The organism is Candidatus Saccharibacteria bacterium, from assembly GCA_016789455.1.
Classification (GTDB): Bacteria; Patescibacteriota; Saccharimonadia; order Saccharimonadales; family Saccharimonadaceae; genus CAIJKY01.
On sequence record JAEUQU010000002.1, the window covers coordinates 1,111,071 to 1,128,924 of the forward strand.

At 57.4% G+C, this 17,854-nt stretch carries 17 protein-coding genes and 3 tRNA genes; 8 read left to right on the forward strand and 12 right to left on the reverse strand.

The genetic code is table 11. The features are described from left to right. Positions 1-104: 104 nt before the first annotated feature. The 6 genes from JNJ66_06945 to JNJ66_06970 all read right to left on the reverse strand — a co-directional run bounded on the left by JNJ66_06945 (position 105) and on the right by JNJ66_06970 (position 3,040). A tRNA-Arg gene (locus JNJ66_06945) sits at positions 105-181 on the reverse strand. Between the two features lie 129 nt (positions 182-310). Continuing rightward, positions 311-973 carry a hypothetical protein gene (locus JNJ66_06950; protein MBL8160163.1) on the reverse strand — a complete coding sequence of 221 codons (663 nt, stop codon included), beginning with the start codon at positions 971-973 and terminating at the stop codon, positions 311-313. Between the two features lie 253 nt (positions 974-1,226). Next, positions 1,227-1,319: transfer RNA gene (locus JNJ66_06955), tRNA-Ser, on the reverse strand. A gap of 85 nt (positions 1,320-1,404) precedes the next feature. Then, positions 1,405-2,217: a prepilin-type N-terminal cleavage/methylation domain-containing protein gene (locus tag JNJ66_06960; protein MBL8160164.1), complete on the reverse strand. Its 813-nt coding sequence runs from the start codon at positions 2,215-2,217 to the stop codon at positions 1,405-1,407. A gap of 108 nt (positions 2,218-2,325) precedes the next feature. After that, a tRNA-Ser gene (locus tag JNJ66_06965) sits at positions 2,326-2,415 on the reverse strand. Positions 2,416-2,473: 58 nt separating this feature from the next. Beyond that, positions 2,474-3,040, reverse strand: a complete 567-nt coding sequence (locus tag JNJ66_06970; protein ID MBL8160165.1) for a ComF family protein — start codon at positions 3,038-3,040, stop codon at positions 2,474-2,476. A gap of 233 nt (positions 3,041-3,273) precedes the next feature. Here JNJ66_06970 and JNJ66_06975 point away from each other — a divergent pair, with 233 nt between their 5' ends. After that, positions 3,274-3,753 carry an Hsp20/alpha crystallin family protein gene (locus tag JNJ66_06975; protein MBL8160166.1) on the forward strand — a complete coding sequence of 160 codons (480 nt, stop codon included), beginning with the start codon at positions 3,274-3,276 and terminating at the stop codon, positions 3,751-3,753. Positions 3,754-3,883: 130 nt separating this feature from the next. On the opposite strand, the gene JNJ66_06980 is transcribed toward JNJ66_06975, so the two are convergent. From JNJ66_06980 to JNJ66_07005, 6 genes are all read right to left on the reverse strand, one after another. After that, entirely contained in the window at positions 3,884-4,300 is a 417-nt protein-coding gene (locus JNJ66_06980; protein ID MBL8160167.1) for a hypothetical protein, read from the reverse strand. A gap of 77 nt (positions 4,301-4,377) precedes the next feature. After that, on the reverse strand, positions 4,378-4,728 hold the full coding sequence (locus JNJ66_06985) for a hypothetical protein (GenBank protein ID MBL8160168.1): 351 nt from the start codon (positions 4,726-4,728) through the stop codon (positions 4,378-4,380). A 26-nt stretch (positions 4,729-4,754) separates the two neighbouring features. Then, positions 4,755-5,150 carry a hypothetical protein gene (locus JNJ66_06990; GenBank protein MBL8160169.1) on the reverse strand — a complete coding sequence of 132 codons (396 nt, stop codon included), beginning with the start codon at positions 5,148-5,150 and terminating at the stop codon, positions 4,755-4,757. Between the two features lie 2 nt (positions 5,151-5,152). Further along, the gene (locus JNJ66_06995; GenBank protein MBL8160170.1) at positions 5,153-5,449 is read right to left on the reverse strand and encodes a hypothetical protein; all 297 of its coding nucleotides are present in this window, start codon (positions 5,447-5,449) and stop codon (positions 5,153-5,155) included. Between the two features lies 1 nt (position 5,450). Next, entirely contained in the window at positions 5,451-5,873 is a 423-nt protein-coding gene (locus tag JNJ66_07000; GenBank protein ID MBL8160171.1) for a hypothetical protein, read from the reverse strand. Positions 5,874-5,882: 9 nt separating this feature from the next. Beyond that, positions 5,883-6,218, reverse strand: a complete 336-nt coding sequence (locus JNJ66_07005; GenBank protein ID MBL8160172.1) for a hypothetical protein — start codon at positions 6,216-6,218, stop codon at positions 5,883-5,885. 175 nt (positions 6,219-6,393) lie between these two features. Between JNJ66_07005 and JNJ66_07010 the strand changes: the two genes are divergently transcribed. The 7 genes from JNJ66_07010 (at position 6,394) to JNJ66_07040 (ending at position 17,844) form a co-directional block, all read left to right on the forward strand. Next, positions 6,394-9,000, forward strand: coding sequence for a hypothetical protein (locus JNJ66_07010; GenBank protein MBL8160173.1), 2,607 nt, complete (start codon positions 6,394-6,396; stop codon positions 8,998-9,000). Positions 9,001-9,015: 15 nt separating this feature from the next. After that, positions 9,016-10,101: a PrgI family protein gene (locus JNJ66_07015; protein ID MBL8160174.1), complete on the forward strand. Its 1,086-nt coding sequence runs from the start codon at positions 9,016-9,018 to the stop codon at positions 10,099-10,101. Positions 10,102-10,726: 625 nt separating this feature from the next. Beyond that, positions 10,727-11,161: a hypothetical protein gene (locus JNJ66_07020; GenBank protein MBL8160175.1), complete on the forward strand. Its 435-nt coding sequence runs from the start codon at positions 10,727-10,729 to the stop codon at positions 11,159-11,161. Next, positions 11,161-13,074 carry a DUF87 domain-containing protein gene (locus JNJ66_07025; GenBank protein MBL8160176.1) on the forward strand — a complete coding sequence of 638 codons (1,914 nt, stop codon included), beginning with the start codon at positions 11,161-11,163 and terminating at the stop codon, positions 13,072-13,074. Before JNJ66_07020 ends, JNJ66_07025 begins: the two co-directional genes overlap by 1 nt. Positions 13,075-13,142: 68 nt before the next feature. Beyond that, positions 13,143-15,854, forward strand: coding sequence for a hypothetical protein (locus tag JNJ66_07030; GenBank protein ID MBL8160177.1), 2,712 nt, complete (start codon positions 13,143-13,145; stop codon positions 15,852-15,854). An 8-nt stretch (positions 15,855-15,862) separates the two neighbouring features. Continuing rightward, positions 15,863-17,224: a hypothetical protein gene (locus tag JNJ66_07035; protein MBL8160178.1), complete on the forward strand. Its 1,362-nt coding sequence runs from the start codon at positions 15,863-15,865 to the stop codon at positions 17,222-17,224. Beyond that, entirely contained in the window at positions 17,221-17,844 is a 624-nt protein-coding gene (locus JNJ66_07040) for a PEGA domain-containing protein (GenBank protein MBL8160179.1), read from the forward strand. The genes JNJ66_07035 and JNJ66_07040 overlap by 4 nt, the downstream gene beginning before the upstream one ends. Positions 17,845-17,854: the final 10 nt, after the last annotated feature.

The following is a 17,854-nucleotide window of genomic DNA, read 5'->3' on the forward strand; positions in this document are numbered from 1 at the left end:
GCCAACACTCGTTGGCAGGGCAACGCCCGAACTTTCTTTGAAAGTTCGGATCTTGACGAGTCAGACCAAGAAAAATATCCCTTCTTTCGAAGGGATATTTTTCTTGGTACACCCGGCAAGATTCGAACTTACGACCTTTGGCTCCGCAAGCCAACGCTCTATCCAGCTGAGCTACGGGTGCATAGTGGCTTTGTCTCCGACTCCTTCAAGAAGCAATCTTCGACTCAGCCACGTCGCTAATAACAGAAGGTGCTTCCCGCTTAGAGCAGAACAGGGGTAATTATAACACACCCAATTGCAATATGTATAGCTAAAATCGCAAACGGCGCATTATTCGGTCGATGAGGTCTTCGTGGAACTCTTCCATGGGCAGTACTGAACCGAGAATATCGACAATCTGTTCGCCTTCTGCATCTGAAAAACGGATGGATATACCGGGGGCGACCTTCTTGACAGGGCGAAAGATGGCCAAGTACATATCTTCGTCCGGCAGAATGCCGAATGAGCGGTAGCGGTGCAGGTCGAAGAGCTTATCGCCCACCTGCACGGTCGTGGGCGTCAGGCGGTAACTGATCCGGCGGGGCGGGTGGGCCGCAAAGAAACCCAAGGTAACGCCCATAATGACCAACAGGACGGCAAAGAGGTACTGTTGCAGGACGACGGCACCGATTGTCAGCACCAGCGTGACGGCGCCAAGCACCATGAACCAAGCCGGTCCTTTGGAGTGATAGGCATATTCCTCGGCATCCCAGACGAATGCGCCGTCTTCTGCGATAGTGCCACCTGCCTGACCGGTTATGACCTGAGGCTCCTCTGGCTCGGGGACCGGCTGTAGAGCATCAGTCTGCTGCGGTTGCGGTGCGGCGGCCGGTTGTGGTACCTGCTGCACCGAAGGCAAAGCCTGCGGGCCTGCCGGTGCCGGGGCGGGTTGGTCGGGCTGCGGTGGCAGGGGGGTGGGTGCTTGCGGGTTCATACTGGATTTTATTATAGCATTGGTTTGGCTTAAACGTTTTGGGATGGGGAGAGATTTTAGGACATTACACTAGCAGGAGGAGGGGAGATGTTACGCTTCGCGGTGCGAAGCGTATGCTAACCCCGCCAACTCTTGTTGGCGGGGCAACGCCCGAAATCCCGCGCGTGCGGCTGGCGCCGCATTGGCGCGGGAGTTCAGATCTTTAATCCGAGGCAAGAAAATAGAGTAGGTTTGAATACCTACTCTATTTTCTTGGCGGAGGAGGGGAGATTCGAACTCCCGCGCCAGGTCGCCCCAGCCTAACGATTTAGCAAACCGTCCCCTTCAGCCACTTGGGTACTCCTCCGTACGCTCCGGCAATTGTAGCATATGACAGAGGCGGAGACTAGTGTTATTGCCGCGAAAGTACAGCACCGCCAAAGACCCGTCCGTTACCGCGAATAGGTAAATGCCGACGCAGGAATATTAACCTGCGTTCCAGCGGGCGGTGTCCAGTCGAGCGCGGCCGCCGCGCTGCCCGCATTTTCATACATCTCGTAGACGATAGGGTATTGCTGGCCGGCATTCAGGCTGATGGTGCCTGTACGGGTAGCATGCTGATCAATCCATTGGTTGATGATGAGCGTGCCGTTGACCCAGACCCGCACTCCATCATCAGTGAAAGCATGGAAAGTGTAGCTGCCGGTCGACGGTGCCGTCACCAGCCCGGTCCAGCGGACTGAATAGCCATCAAGCGGAATACCTGGCGCAGCGACGTAGGCATTGCCCCAGTCATAACTGATACTGGGTTCGATACGCGAAACAGTCGGCGTGCCAGAAAGGGTCATATTGGTGTAGTACTGAGCAACCAGCCCAGCACCCTGACAAACACCTTCGGCGGCCCCTGCATTATGCTTAATATAATATTGCAACGATCCGAGTGTGTAGTCGAGGCAATAGGAGGGCGGACTGACGGTATTGTTGGGCACGTAGTTGACGGTCGCGCCCTGCGTGACGGTTACGCCGCGACCTCCGTTCGAAGCAGCTAGTGTCGCAGGATATGTTTCTCCGGTAGCCAGATCGGAGGCGAGCTGCTTGGCGGCACTTTTCAGATCACTGATAAGCGCGTTTCGACGGGCCTGGTCTTGAGCACGTGCGAAAGAAGATATGGCGATGACCGCCAAAATGCCAATGACGACAATGACGATCAGCAGCTCGACGATAGTGAAACCCCTGGCCTTACGGTACCGTGGAAAAGTTTTCAATGGAGTCCCACCTCATACTTATTGCTTTCTATTATATGGCGCGGTGCCCGTTCAGTACAATATGCTTATGCATAGATAGCAAAAAACAGCCCGGCGGCTGTTTCATCCTGGCGGAGAGAGTGGGATTCGAACCCACGGTACCATTGCTGGCACGACGGTTTTCAAGACCGTTACCTTCAACCACTCGGTCATCTCTCCGTATACCTGTGTAACTTTGCAGATTATACCATATGCCGGACAGGGAGGCGAGTGAGCGCTACGCGGCAGGCACCGAGTCTTTGCGGGCGATGACCACGCCCGTCACACTGCCGGCACCGGCGTCGCGCAATAGCCTGGCGCAGCGGAACATACTGGCGCCGGTGGTGAAGACGTCATCAAACAAGAGGACGTCACGGCCAGCCAGCTGCACACCACGCCGAGCAGAGAACATGGTCTCAGCCTGGGCAAACCGGCCATTGCGGTCGGCACCAACCTGACGGATATTGCCATTCCTGCGCAGGAACGAATGGTGAGCCAGCCCTGTCTGGCTGGCAAAGGCCTTAGCAAAGAGACCTGCCTGATCATAGCTGCGCTGGCGCTCACGTCTATTGGTGGTGGGGACGTGGGTGACGAGCGGAGGAAGCGATTCTGTCGCCACTGCCACCTGACGGCGCAGGGCGGCGGCAGCGTCTTCCGCGAACTGACGGGTGCCGTGATATTTCAGCCCTTTGACCAGTTTGGTGAGCGGCGCCTGGTAGCTGCCGAGCGCATATAATCCGGTCAGCGCACTGTCCGCCGCGCAGTCTTTGCAGGGCAGGTACTTCTGGCTGTCGCGTCCGCACACAAAACACTGCGATCCGTACGCCTGATTCAGGCTTATTGCACATGTTTCGCAGAGCAAATTGTTTTCATTACTACACATGACACAGCGGTGTGGAGCAATGATGTTTATGATTTTCTCGAGTGTTGTTGTCATATTTACGTTATAAAACTATAACCTTGCAATAGTTTAGCAAATATAGCTATAATTGTGCCAGTAGGCTCCTGGCGAGCCAAACATCAAATGTGGAGGAACACATGGCAAGAGGACAAAAAGCGTCAAACGACGAATTGCTGATGGATAGCGACCTGGCCGCCGCATTTTTAAATGATGACGACGGAAGTGTGGGGGATGCCCCTGCGCCCGCTCCTATTGACGATCAAGGATGGGATGAAGACGGTGCGAACGACATGCCAGGCCAACTGGCAGTTGACGTTTATGAGACCGTCGACAAGTTGTACGTCAAAGCACGTACTGCCGGCGTCAACAAGCAGGACCTGGACGTCAGTATTTCTGACGGCGTACTGACTATCAGTGGTACGCTTTCAGCCGGCGACGAAGGCGAAGTAGAGCAGTGGCACATCCAGGAATGTTACTGGGGTGACTTTTCGCGGACCATCGCACTGCCGATTCCTGTCAAGGAAGAGGAAGTCGAAGCAATGCTTAAAGATGGCGTACTGACCATCGGCTTTACGAAGATCAAGCAGGAACAAGCTCGCAAGATCGAAATTCTGTAGGTTGATCGTAGTTATAAAAATACCTGGAATAGTCCGGGTATTTTTATTTACCAGAGAGAGCACTCCAGGCCTCGGCACAAAAAACACCCGCATTTGTAGCGGGTGTTTTTACTATTTGCGATAGTACCGTTTAGCCAGCAGCGTTCGTCAGCTGTGTCGTCACGAAGTTGACGACGGCGAAGGCCATGAAGGCAACGACAAGACCGATGATGGCGTAGAGAATCGTGTTCTTGGCGGCCGTAACGGCAGACTGGTCACCACCAGAGACGGCGTAGCGGATACCACCGATGATCAGCATGATCACGGCGATAAGACCGACCAGGAAGATAAGGATGTTGGCAACCGTGGTGAAGATACCACCGTCACCGATCAGCTCTTCCGGCGTACCGTCAGCACGGCCACAACCGACACCGTTGGCCAGCGGGTTGCCGTTGACGTCAGCGGTACAGGCAGCGAGCACTGGCGTAGCGAACGACACGGTGGCGACGAAAGCCAGAGTGGCAATAGCCGTCGAGGCTGCAGCAATTTTTTTGAACAGCTTGTTCATTGTTATTATTCTCCTTATGGTGCTTATTACTGAAGGTATTGTAACTTTTAACGTGTTGTTTGTGAAGATGCTGGCCGTTATTTGAACTGCGTAATCACGAAGTTGACGATGGCATATGACATCAACGCGACGATAATCCCGACGATGGCATAGAGAATGGTGTTCTTGGCTGCCGTTACGGAGCTTTGGTCGCCACCGCTGGTGGTGTATTTGAAGCCGCCGACGATAAGCATGATGACCGCTACGACACCGACGAAGAAGATGATGATATTTGAGATTACGGCGATGGCATTGGGTACGGTGGTGGTGACCGTGGTGGAGGTACCCGTCTTGATATCATCCTTCATGCTGGCGCCGGCCAAGGGCGTCGCCAGCAGGCTAAGAGCCATTACGGCCAGACCGGCAACCACTAGTTTGATCTTGTTCATTGCGTCATTCCTCTTACTTTCTTGCATCATAGGGCATCTACCACGAAGGTGACGATACCGGCGGCCATTATCGCTACGATGATGCCGACGATGGCGTAGAAAATCGTATTCTTCGCAGCCGTGATGGCACTCTGGTCGCCACCGCTCGCCACGTAGCGGAAGCCGCCATACAGCAGCATGATGACCGCGGCGGCACCGATCAGGAAGGTGATGGCCTTGAGGACGTTGCTCCAGATGCTGCCCTGGCCGAACAGACGGTCGCCGCTACCGCCACATATAGCGGAGTCGACCGGCGCTTCGCCACAGGCAGGCTCAAAGACATTCAAGGCCTGTACTGGCGCCTGGACCGCGACTGCGGCCACCAGTGACACTACCGCCAATGCGGCGGCACTTACTGCGATCTTCTTAATAAGCGTGTTCATGATTACGAGGTTCCTTGTACAGTGTTGCCGAAAAACGCGATGATGGCCGTGGCGCTCATGGCGACGGCTATGCCGATGACCGCGTAGAGGATGGTGCGCTTGGCCTGGGCAATCTGCGACTGGTCGCCGCCGCTGGTGATGTAGCGCAGGCCGCCGACCATCAGGAAGAGGGTGGCCAGCGCGCCCACTACCACGAAAGTGGCACTCAGGACGCTTTGGAAAGTGCCGGTGGTGGCCTGGACGGTCGGGATGCCAAAGTCACTCATTGACAAGGCTACGTTTTGCAGATGCTTTTCCATATCAGAATACTCCTGACACAAAGTTGACGATTGCCACCGAGGAGATGGTGATGCCAAGACCGATCAAAGCTTCAAGAATCGTGTTCTTGGCCTCGGCAATCGCCCCGGTCTCTCCATCGGCTTTAATATATTTTATACCACCCCATATTACCATGGCTAGTGCAATATAAGCGGCAACTTTCAACAAGGAGTCAGCCACCCAGAAGACCAGGCCGGTAATTTCCTTGAAGCTGGTGACGGACGGCCCGACTCCTTCTTTGCACGGCAGATATGTCGTCCAGGGCTGCAGCATGAAGAACGGGACGCCGCCACTACATTCACCGGCGGCGTGCGCCGTCGGGACAGGGGAGACGAAGGCAGCACCAAAGAAGCCTAAGATGGCAACAAGGCTGACTTTGGTGACAAAATATTGAATCGTGCTCATAATTTCTCCTTATCCAAAGATTCCGGGTATAAAGAACTGCAGGATGGCACCCATGAAGATATAGAGGATAAGACCGATGACGGCGTTACGGATGATCTCGATAGCTTTTTGGACCTGTGATTGGCTACCGCGAGCGGTCGAGTACATGATGCCACCGGCAATGATGGCAGATATTACCAGGACGCCGACCATGACGGAGAGGACGGTGGTAATGCCGGCAATATAGCCGATGATCGGATTGTCACTGCCTCGGCAGCCGGGGTCGATCGCGACGGGTACGTTACCGCAAGTAGCCGCCGCATAGACTGCCAACGGTTTGACTGCCAACACGGCAGCGCCCACCATACCTACACCGGCGCTTATCGTTTTATGAGCACGGAGTCTGGTTGCTAATTTCATAAGCCCTTATAACTTTACGATATTAGTTTATCTGTATCTCTTCAGCCTTCACTATAGCATGGCCAGCAAGCATTTTAGGCAATTGTAGAATACCGTGCGATGCATTACACTAAGAATTATCATGCATTCTTTGCAGAGTAGAGTTCTTTGGGTGGGTGGCTTCCTTGGTGTCTTGTGTGCGATGTTGCTGGCTGCGTTCGGGCCAACACCAGTTGCCCATGCGACGGGGGAGGTATTCACGTATGGTCCGCCGAGTTCAACGCCGGGCCTGACTTCGGACACCATAACGGTATCCGGGGGTAATACCAACCTGCCGCCTATCACGCTGCAGGTGCAGCCGGGCACTAATAACTACGAGGGGTCGATAGAGGGCACCGCCAACGACAGCATCAAGTTTGGCTGCCGTCTTGAAGTAACCGTCGACGTGACCGACGGCACGCCTGGCACCGGTGAGGTGACCTACCGGGCCGCTCAGTCCAGAGGTTCGCCATGTACCGGACTGCCACGAGGTGTCAGCAGTGGTAACATCACCATCGCAGCCGCTCCTGCGCCACCAGCTGGCGGTGCAGCCGCCGGCCCGACCTGCGATCCCGTCCAGAACGTACAGGGCACCTACAACCAGGCTGATAATAATTGTACCTATCCTCAGAACGCCTTTCCTGGCAACAGCTGTCCAGCACCGCTGACCGGCACCACCGGCGGTATCTGTACCGGACCGGCAAAGAACGGGGCGGGTGAGCAGGTGCAGTGTTCGGCTGGAACGGCAGCGAGCTGGCTGCTGTGTATGATTCTTGATGTGTCACTGCGCCTCATCGACACAATTACCAAAGAAATTGGTAAGCTGCTCTTCATTCCTCCGTTCACGTCAGATGACAGCTCGCATGCCGTCACCTGGACTGTCTGGGGCAACATACGTTCCATAGCCAATGTGATGTTCGTCATCGTGCTGTTCGTCATGATTTTCTCACAGGCTACTTCTATCGGCATCAGTGCTTACGGCATTAAACGGTTCGCGCCGAAGATCGTGGCGCTGGCCATACTGTCGAATACGAGTTCGATCTGGGCGCCAGGCCTGGTGGACGCCATAAACATCCTTACGCAAGGCATCGGTGGTATCTTCGATGCCGCCTTGGCCGCATCACCCGATAATAAACTGGCAGCTCCGCTGTCATCCGGTGGCGCGCTCAACGCCATCGCCGGCATTATGCTGGGAGTGGCAATCGCCGGCGCTGTCGTCATCTTCCTGGCTGCAAACTTGGGTGCAGTCAGTCTGGCAGTGATCGCGATGTACCTGGTGCTAGCCGGCCGGCTGGCGGTGGCCGAGATCTTTGTGGCAACTTCAGCGGCCCTGCCCGTACTGTTTGCCACCCGTCAAACCGAAAAGCTTGGCAGTCAGGCTTGGGACTTCGTATTATCCGCCCTGATGATCGGGCCTGCCGCCATGCTTCTTTTCGGCGGCACACAGACGGCGGCCATCATCATGGCGGCTGATGCCAGCACCCAGAATCCACCGGATGTATTGCGGCTCGGCCTGGCCCTGGGCGTGGCCGGAGCGGCACTGGCGCTGGCGCCTGGTCTGATTTCTGTCGGTAAGTACTCGGCTGGACGCGTCAGCCAGTTGATGCGGGGTGGACTGCAAAAGGCGAACTCGCGGTTGGACAAGACGTCGTACGGCCGAAACCGGGCTATCGTCAAGCAGGCGAAAGAGCAGGCTAAGCAGCAGCGGTTCTTGGAGAAGGTGGGAAGTGGTGGCGGTGCCTTGGGAAGGCGCAATGCTGCAGCAGCTTATCTGGGACGTAAGATCCCTCAGTCAGCTCAAATCGGACCCGTCGGTACGTTTGCCAACTCAAGCAAGGCGGTCTATCAGCAGCTTGAGGATGCGCGTAATGAAATGTATAACAAACAGGCTAAGTCGCATATGGACAACCTTACTCGCAACTCGGCGGCGGTGTTGGCTGCGGATGATGTGTCGTATGACGCCAATAAGAAAGTTCTTAGGCAAGGCAATATCGAATACGACATGAGTGACCCGAGCAAACGCACCGAGTCGATAAACGGCGTGAAGCTAAACTCACTTGATAACGGTGACCTCTCTGCGCTTAACTACGCTACACAACAGGGACTTGGCCAGAAGAACAATATCGCCGGGTCGCTGGCAATTGGCAACATATTGATACAGCAAGGCGCCATGACGAGCGATATGAAAAAGAACATCGTCCTACGCTCTGGCAATGGTGCCACTGCCAGTGTCGTGAATAATGCATTCAACGGTGATGCTCGTAAAAATGGCGACCTCCATCTCGCATATGACAGCGTACAGACAGTCAATGGTCAGGTAGAGTTCCAAGTCGGTGCCCAAAAGGGTGGTGCTGACGGCGTGATGAAGCATGTCGTTGACTCCAAGGGTCTAGGCGGCGTGAACAAAGAGATGCTCGGCGACAACAACTTCAAGTTTGCCGCAATTAATCAGGTTGAGCGCCTGCGCGCGCAGGACAAGGACGCCTTTGAGCGCGAACTTACGAAAGTCAACGACCGTGTCATCAACGACCTGAGCCAGGCCTACGGCCGCAACCTTGCCTTGAAAGACCTACAGGCATCCGGCGTCGCAAACCCGGACAATGCACAGATCGAAAGCCACTTTGCCGCGAAATACGCGACCGAGCCCGACAGATACGCCACCGATTTGCGCGCCATCCGTGCAGCTGCCGCCCAAAAATACAAAGCTTAACGGAGGCTATAACTTATGGCAGTCTACAAAGTCCCCCAAGACGTCGAAGCCGAAGACAAACTGGTCGGTCCGTTCACGTTCCGGCAGTTCATCTATATGCTGATTGTGGCTGGTGCTGGCGGCTTAAGCTTTATGTTCATCCAGGCGCCGATTCCGCTGCCGTTCTTCAGCTTCATCACGATTCCGATTGGACTGGCGTTTTTGATGCTGGCCTTGCCGCTGCGTAAAGATCAGCCAATGGAAATCTACCTGTTGGCCATCCTGCGCTTCATGCTCAAGCCGAAGCGCCGCATCTGGAGTACTGATGGCGTGCCGGCAACCGTCATGATTGACGCACCAAAGGTCGTTGAGCAACACCTCACCAAAGACTTTGACGGCACGGAAGCGGCCCATCGCCTTGATTACCTGGCAAAGATCGTCGATACGCGCGGCTGGGCAGCCAAGGGCGTCGATATTCCCAACGCGCCGTCGCTGAGCAGTCAGGTAGTTAAGGAGGCGGATGACACCACCGACGTCCTGGACGAAGATGCTGACATCGCCAAGTCATTCGACGCGCTACTGGCAAAACAGAAAGAAGTATCACGCAATGCTGCCCGCGAACAGATGGCCGGCATCGCCCAGGGCATGCCGTACACGCCGCCCTCCGCCATGCCGCCGGCCTATACGCCAGCACCAGCAGGCAGGGCGCCATTGCCACCGCCACCGACCCCTAAGGTCGTCGCAGGCGCACCAGCAGATGCGCATCATGTGACGGCAACGCCGGTCGAGCCCAAGCCGGTCACCGCGCAGCAGCCGGCAGCTCCAGTAGCCGCCAAGCCGGCAGCCACGCCGCCACCACCAGCCAAGCACCCGGTTCATAACACGCACACCAATCACGCCGGCATCAAGACCGAGAAGATAGCCGCCGCGGACAAGGTGAGTCACCTGGCGCATCCGGGCGCAGCCGCACCGCAGGCGTTCCAGCAATACATGACACCCCAGGTTTCACCTGCTATAATGAACCTGGCAAATAATAAAGACCTCAGCATACAGGCAATCGCTCATGAGGCGGAGCGTTTGGCACAGAACGACGACCAAGTGGTGGAGATTCCTTTACGCTAGGCATAATCTTTTTAGGGTGGTGGAGTAAATAATCGTGGATCCTCAGCAATATCCAGGGCAGCAACAGGCACCTCATGCCAGCGGCATGCCCCCGGGCTATCCGGGTGGCCCGGCTGTCCCTCAGCAACCAGTTCCGGGCGCACCGATGCCGCCCCAGCCGCAGTATGCGCCGCAACAGATGCCGCAGGCACCGATGCCTCCTGCGCCGGCCCCTCATATGCCCGTACAGGGTCCCATGCCGCACCCTCAGCAGCCGCAACCGCAGCCACAGCCCGGCCAACCAGCCCCAGGCCAGCCCAACCCTAACGCCAAGACGCCACCGCCCGTACCAGCCCGCAACCTCAACAGCACCCAGAACACGCTGCTGATCTCTGAGATGCGTGACAGCATGGTCATCATGAATGATGGCAGCATGCGCGCCGTCGTGGCCTGCCGCTCCATCAACTTCGACCTGATGAGCGCCCGCGAAAGGGAAGGCATCGAATACGGCTACCAGAGTTTTTTGAACTCGCTATACTTTGCCGTCCAGATCCTTATCCGCTCGCAGCGCGTCGACATCGGCCCGTACCTGCAGAAACTGGCCCGCCTCCGCCGCGACCAGGACAATATGCTGCTGGGCGTACTGATGGATGACTATATCGAGTTTATCGCGACGATTTCGGAAGAGACCAACATCATGGACAAGCAGTTTTATGTGGTCATTCCGTACTACCCGTCGGGCGATCTGAGCAGCGCCGTCACCAGCAGTAAAAACCTGATGGCCGGCCTCAGCGCCAACCAGAAGCAGCAGGCGGTCATCCATATCGCTGAGCCAACCTACCAGAAGGCCAAGGAAGAGATGCAGAACCGCGTCATGACCGTCATCAACGGCCTGATCCAAATGGGTATCCACTCCACCCGGCTCGACACCAAGCAGCTGGGCGAACTGTACTACAACGTTTACAACCCTGACACGGCCGTCCGCGAGCCGCTCGGCAACTTTGACACGGCGCCGACGATCGCCATCCGCAAAGGCACCGGCCAGGCACCACAACCTCACCTTGAAAGGGAGAAACAATAATGGGCTTATTCGGCGGCAAGAAGAAAGATCCGACTGATATCGCCCAGGCCCAGCGCCTGCGCGAACAACAGGAGATTGAACAGGAATTCCAAAGGGGCATCACCACACTGCGCGACCTGATTGCGCCGAGTTCGGTTGAGTTCCAGTCCAGCCACTTCCGTCTTGGCACCAAGTATGGCCGGACCATCTACGTCTATGGCTACCCGCGCCAGGTGTACACCGGCTGGCTGAGCCCGCTTATCAACATTGACGAAGTGGTGGATGTCAGCATGTTCATCTACCCGGTCGAAAGCGCCATCGTCCTGAATAACCTGCGCAAGAAGGTGAGCCAGCTCGAGGCAAGCATCCAGATGAATGCCGAGCACGGCAAGGTGCGCGACCCGGCCCTGGAAGCAGCCGTCCAGGACGCCGAGGAACTGCGTGACCAGCTGCAGGTCGGTGCGGAGCGTTTCTTCCGCTACGGCCTCTACGTCACCGTCTATGCCGACAGCCTGGACGAACTGCAGTTCATCCAGCACAAGATTGAGACGGTCCTGGGCCAGCAGCTGGTCTTTAGCAAGGTCGCCTCAAGCCAGCAGGAGCAGGGATTGAACTCGACCGTGCCGCAGCTGGCTGACCAATTGCAAATTCGTCGCAATATGAACACCGGTGCCATCAGCACCAGTTTCCCGTTCACCAGCGCCGACCTGACACAGGACACCGGCATCCTCTATGGCATCAACATGCACAACAACGGTCTGGTTATCTTTGACCGCTTCACCTTGGAAAACGCCAATATGGTGGTCTTCGCCAAGTCCGGTGCAGGTAAGTCTTACACTGTGAAGCTTGAGGCGCTGCGCTCCATGATGATGGGCGCGGAAGTCATTATCATCGACCCTGAAAATGAGTACCAGAAGCTATGTGACGCGGTCGGCGGGGCTTACATCCGCCTCAGTTTGAACTCGGATACACGCATCAATCCCTTCGACCTGCCGCGCGTCATCGACACCGACGACGCCGAAGACGCCCTGCGCGCCAACCTGATCACCCTGCATGGCCTGCTGCGCCTGATGATGGGTGGCGCCCAGATTCTGGCAAGTGGCGGCAACATGCCCGCCCTGACGCCTTTGGAAGAAGCTGACCTCGACCAGGCACTGATTGATACCTACGCCCGCGCCGGCATCACCAGCGATCCGCTGACCCATAATTCAGTTCCTCCAACCATTGCTGATCTGTACGAGACCTTACTGCACATGGGCGGCAGCGGCCCGCAGCTGGCCCAGCGCCTCCGCAAGTACACCAGTGGTACGTTCGCCGGCATCTTCAGCCAGCAGAGTAATGTCATCATCGACAACCCGATGGTCGTCTTTAACATCCGCGACCTGGAAGACGAACTACGGCCAGTAGCCATGTACATCATCCTAAGCTACATCTGGAACAAGACCCGCAGCGACCAGCGCCGCCGGCTCCTGTTGGTGGATGAGGCCTGGCAGCTGATGAAGTATGACGACTCCGCCAACTTCCTGTTCAGCCTTGCCAAGCGCGCCCGTAAGTACTTCCTGGGCCTGACCACCATCACGCAGGACGTCGAGGACTTCATGGGGAGCAAGATGGGACGGGCCATCGTAGCCAACGCCTCGATGCAGCTGCTGCTGAAGCAGTCGACCAGTGCCGTCGATGTCCTGGCCGAAGTCTTCAAACTGACTGACGAGGAAAAGAAGCGCCTGGCGCAGTTCCCGGTAGGACAGGGCCTGTTCTTTGCCGGACAAAGCCATGTCCATGTCCAGATCATCGCCAGTCCGACGGAACATTCACTGATTACGACCGATCCGAGACAGTTACAGCAGATCGCCGAGATACAACAGGGAGCGGGCGGCGACGGAGCGGCGAACCAGCTCAATCCGGGGTCGCCGTACTCCAGCAACGGGTTCTAAGACAAAAGAGAGCAGAAAAGCAGCGGGATCAGTAAGAGAGCGTAAGGGAGAAGGGGCAGCAGACAGTCATGGCGACCGGCCTGAAGAACGACAAACGGGAAAACGAACAGCTTGAGCATTCACACAACACTGCCCAGGATCGTTTTGATGAGATCGTCAACCGCGAGTTCGACGGCAAGACGCGCCAGCAGATGCAGGAGCGGGCCGAGCGGGGCGCTGCTGACGACAAGGCGGCTGGAGAGAATGGCGAAAGCACCGCCAGCCGCCTGCGCCAGGCCGAATCGAGCGACGACAGCCTGGGGGACGGCCCTGACGACCGCGATATCGCCGAACAGGAGTCATCGCCAAGCGGCTGGAAGACCAATGTCCAGCCCAAGGAGGGCGATGCCAAACCGGAGGGCAAGGCGAAAGGCCGGATGGGCAACAAGAAGAAAGCTGCTACCGTCGGCATCCTGGCCGGCCTGGCCACCAGTGTTGTCAGCTTCGTCTTCTTCGGCCTGACCTCGCTGTTTACCGAAATCAAAGAAAATTATCATGAGTGGGCCAACAAGACCAACCTGACCCGCACATCGCAGCGCGCCAAGCAGAACTTCCACAAGAAGATGCAGCCGCCAAAGGATTGTATCGGTATCCGCTGCAAGACGAAGCAAGGCTTCAGCGCCAAGGACGAACAGCGGCTGCTGCGCGGCGGTGCCAAGGACCTGGATATCAAGACGACAACCGTCAGGGTCAACGGCGTCACCAAGGAAGTGCGGCACCTGACCGCCTTCACCCTGCCGAGCGGCGACCGGGTGACGGCAGGCGATTTCCTCACTAAGTTTGACACTTCGCGGGAGCTGGCGCGTTTTACGGCCAACTCCGGTTTTAATACGCCAGGTGCTTTCACCCGGACCATCAATATCGTCAAGAAGTTCTCCAAGCTCGGGTTCTTGCGCAGCAACCACCTGAAGGGGAAGAATCTTAATGACCCCAAAGAGGTGAAGAAGTCGTTCAGGCAACGCATCATGGGCGCCGTCGCACCCGAGTTGCGCGCCCAACGGCCTGGCATCCCCCAGCCGGATGAAGGCACGCAATTGCCGCCCGGCACCCAGGAAGCACTTGGTGCACTGGGCGACCTGCAGGACGAAGTGGTCGCAGCCGCCACCTCGGAGCGTGAACGCTTGTTAAACGACCCTGACGCCAAGCCATCAATCTTCCCGGACCTCAGCAAAGTACCACGACTGGCCCTCGGCACCACGGGCGGAGCCATCATCGGTGGTATCAAAGGCCTTAACTATGGCAGCCTGCTGGAAACCGCCTGCTCCATCAACACCTCCATCAAGGCGATCAGCTACGGGGCAAAGATTTTCGTGGCGTTGTCACTGGTGCGCGCATTAAGTGCCTATATTCCACTGTTTGATGCCGTCAAGACGGGCGACATCACCTACCAGGAGGCCGGTGTACTGGCAGAGTCCGTCCTGAAGCCCGACGAGCAAGGAAGAAACTTCTTTGACTCGCCCGGTTACCAGCTGATGATGTACGGCACGCCGCCGAACATGGATACGATTGCGCCGTACGTCTACGGCACCGGCTTTGCATTGCTGACCGATAAGATCCGTACCATCCTTAACCCGTACGGCGTCACCGATGCTTCGTGCGGCGTTGTCAACAGCACGCCGTTCCAGATTATAACTTTGGCGGGCAGTATCGTCGCGGCCGTGCTGACGCTGGGCACTTCGACCATCATTTCGGTCGCCGGCGGGGCGGCTATGGGCGTCGTTGAATCAGCCCTGGAGGCCATTATCATTCCGATATTGGTGCAGTATGCCGCCGGCACCACGGTGACTGGTGACGAGAATGGCTACCAGCTGGGAACTATCTTCGCAGCCGGCATGCTGGTGCTTGCCAGTCATATGGCACGCTCACAGGGCATGCGGCCGCTCAAGAAGGCTGAACAGCCAGTCATCAGTGCCGAGACCGACCGCCTGTACGCCATCTATCACGAGGAGGAGAAGCCGGATGTCCTCAAGAAGGTCGCCACCAGTACCGCCGCCTTTGCCGCCCGGCTGACCAATCCGGCGTTACTCTTCCAGCCTGCCAAGGTAATCGGCATGGCTACCGAGGATGCCACGCCGAACGCCATGGCCGTGGACGGCGTCAAGCAGGGCACTCAGTGCAAGGACGAGGATGCCGCCATCCTGGACATCGCTGTCAGTGATTTCTGCACGCCGATCTATGGCCAATCGACCGCCGTCCTCAACGACCCCAACAACGATCCCGACCTGGTCATTGAGCGCATGATCGCCGGCCAGTTCGTCGATGAGCAGACCGGCGAGCCGACCACCACTGCCAACGGCCAGGAATTTAAGAAGTTCCGTGAAATCTGCATGGACGGCACCACGCCGCTCGTCTCCACGACCGTCGAATTTGAAGAGTGGGGCAATGTCCGCACCGGCGAGTACTGTGCCCAGACCGAGCAACCCTATAGCGACTTCATGCTCTTCCGCATGGACGACAATATCAATGAGGACGAGGGTGCTGTGAAGCCGTTCATCCAGGAATCGAATGGTACGGGCGGCGCACCTGCCACTCCGACCCCCGCAGGTGGCGCGCCGGCAGCACCAGGCGCTCCAGCAGCACCGGCAGCCCCGACCGGCCAGCGTACCGACGAAGCCCGCCCTCAAACCGTCGCTGCACGCCCCGTCACCACCGACATCACCGTCCGCAGCACCGCTCCGTTCAAAGAAACCGGCCTGCCGGTACGATCAGGCAAAAGCAAGGAAGAAGCAAACAACACATGAGAATACCAATGAAACAATTCTTCAAAAAACTGACATTGTACGTAGTGGCCGCCGTATCGGCAGTCACGATGGTGCCGCTCTCGGAAGTGCACGCCCAGGTGGTGACGCCACAGCCGCTCTCGCTTGAGGAGTATAAGCGTGAGATCCAGAGTAACTACTACGATGAGTTGGATCTGAATGCGCCGTGTAGTGCGCAGGTGGGCACGACCGTACTGGTGGGTGGGGATAACGTCGAAATGGCCTGGAACTTCTTCATCCAGAATGGATTGAGCCCTCAGCAAGCCGCCGGCATCATGGGCAACCTGATGGTTGAATCACATCTCGTACCAGACAAGCAGGAGGTAGGACAGCCCTGGCCGCGCGGCGGTTGGGGTATTGCCCAGTGGACCGGCGCACGCCGTCCGCCACTAGCTGCTGCCGTTCAGGCCGCCGGCCTGCCATACACCAACGCCCAGACGCCCGCCAACCAGATCACACCGCTGCTGGCACTCCAGCTGGATTACCTGAAGAATGAATCAATCAGCCGCAAATCGATCACACGCCCCGGAGCCGCCAATGAGTGGGAAGGTATAAAGCAGGAGACCACCGTCGAAGCTGCCATGATTTACTGGGAGAAGAACTTTGAGCGGGCGGGGAAGCCGATGCTTGGCCGGCGTTTGGATTACGCCAATCAGATCTTTGCTAAGTATGGGAATAAGGCACCAGCCGGCCAACCTACGACACCCAACCCTGCAGATCCGGGCGAAGACCCCGGCACGAATGTCAACCCGAATGACCCCGGCGTCGCAAACCCAACCAATGGCACGGGCTGTTCGCCCTCGACCGGTGGCGGTGTAGTCGCAGGCAATATCGTCAAGACAGCACTTGGCTTGGCTTGGCCGCAGCCATTCAAACACGCACAGCCAGACCCGTTCCGGCGAAGTGCAATGGTTCCGACACCTGCTTACAAAACAGAGTTGGCAAAGTACGGTTACCGCGGTGACGGCGCCGACTGTGGCGTCTTCGTATCCACCGTCATGCGCTCGAGTGGAGCTGACCCTAAATTCCCAGTCGGTACCGCCAACATCAAGGCATACATGGAATCTCACCCAGAGCTGTACAAGAACATGGGCCCGCTTACCAGTACCGACCAATTGGTACCCGGCGACATTCCGGTCATCCCCAGCACGGGTGGCCGCGCCGGTCACATCTTCCTCTACGTCGGGCCACAGCCGGGTAATTACTCGACTGCCAGCGCCTCGCTTGATAGCCGTACCGCCAGCCTGACCAACGACAACATCAACGACAGCCGCGGCCGCTACACCATCTTCCGTCCAGTCATGGGCGGCGCCGCCCAAACACAAACCACAACAGGAGCCCCAACACCATGAGCAACTTGTACCGGAACCTCGTCATCGGCTTGATCGCGGCCATCCTGGTCTCACTGATCGGCCTGGGCATGATCAACCACATGCAGCAGAGCGGACGCACTGCCACCATCACCACGTTGGTCGCACCGGCCCGCGGCACCACCATCACCATCAACGGCGTCAAGGTGAGTGAGGGCGATGTCGCCGTCAAGCCGGGCGTCTACAAGGTCACCTTCAGCCGCGACGGCTTCGCCACCGAATCCCGTACCGTCAACGTCAAGGACAAGGATACGGCCGAGGTCGCCGTCGTGCTCGATCCCAGCACCGCCGCCACTCGCGAGTGGTACACCGCAAACAAGGCCGATGCCGAGAAGGCAGAGCAAATCACCGGCACCAACTCGGAAGCCATCGCCGATGCCAAGATCAACGCGTTGCCAGTCATGCAGCGCCTGCCTCGCGTCGTCGATACCTACCGCATCGATTACGGCTCCACGCAGCGCGACACCGACGACGAAAGCGCGACCGCCCTCTACATCACCGAGCTTGCCCCTGGCGGCGAGGCCCGCGCCCGCAACTGGCTGAAGTATCAGGGCTACGACGCCACCAACACCGAAATCATCGTTAAGAATCCGCGCAACTAGGCAAGGGGGA

Excerpts from the sequence above, each read along its gene's own strand:
- JNJ66_06950 (MBL8160163.1), bottom strand. The coding sequence starts at position 973 with ATGAACCCGCAAGCACCCACCCCCCTGCCACCGCAGCCCGACCAACCC.
- JNJ66_06975 (MBL8160166.1), top strand. The coding sequence starts at position 3,274 with ATGGCAAGAGGACAAAAAGCGTCAAACGACGAATTGCTGATGGATAGC.
- JNJ66_06980 (MBL8160167.1), bottom strand. The coding sequence starts at position 4,300 with ATGAACAAGCTGTTCAAAAAAATTGCTGCAGCCTCGACGGCTATTGCC.
- JNJ66_06985 (MBL8160168.1), bottom strand. The coding sequence starts at position 4,728 with ATGAACAAGATCAAACTAGTGGTTGCCGGTCTGGCCGTAATGGCTCTT.
- JNJ66_06990 (MBL8160169.1), bottom strand. The coding sequence starts at position 5,150 with ATGAACACGCTTATTAAGAAGATCGCAGTAAGTGCCGCCGCATTGGCG.
- JNJ66_06995 (MBL8160170.1), bottom strand. The coding sequence starts at position 5,449 with ATGGAAAAGCATCTGCAAAACGTAGCCTTGTCAATGAGTGACTTTGGC.
- JNJ66_07000 (MBL8160171.1), bottom strand. The coding sequence starts at position 5,873 with ATGAGCACGATTCAATATTTTGTCACCAAAGTCAGCCTTGTTGCCATC.
- JNJ66_07005 (MBL8160172.1), bottom strand. The coding sequence starts at position 6,218 with ATGGTGGGCGCTGCCGTGTTGGCAGTCAAACCGTTGGCAGTCTATGCG.
- JNJ66_07010 (MBL8160173.1), top strand. The coding sequence starts at position 6,394 with ATGCATTCTTTGCAGAGTAGAGTTCTTTGGGTGGGTGGCTTCCTTGGT.
- JNJ66_07015 (MBL8160174.1), top strand. The coding sequence starts at position 9,016 with ATGGCAGTCTACAAAGTCCCCCAAGACGTCGAAGCCGAAGACAAACTG.
- JNJ66_07020 (MBL8160175.1), top strand. The coding sequence starts at position 10,727 with ATGGATGACTATATCGAGTTTATCGCGACGATTTCGGAAGAGACCAAC.
- JNJ66_07025 (MBL8160176.1), top strand. The coding sequence starts at position 11,161 with ATGGGCTTATTCGGCGGCAAGAAGAAAGATCCGACTGATATCGCCCAG.
- JNJ66_07030 (MBL8160177.1), top strand. The coding sequence starts at position 13,143 with ATGGCGACCGGCCTGAAGAACGACAAACGGGAAAACGAACAGCTTGAG.
- JNJ66_07035 (MBL8160178.1), top strand. The coding sequence starts at position 15,863 with ATGAAACAATTCTTCAAAAAACTGACATTGTACGTAGTGGCCGCCGTA.
- JNJ66_07040 (MBL8160179.1), top strand. The coding sequence starts at position 17,221 with ATGAGCAACTTGTACCGGAACCTCGTCATCGGCTTGATCGCGGCCATC.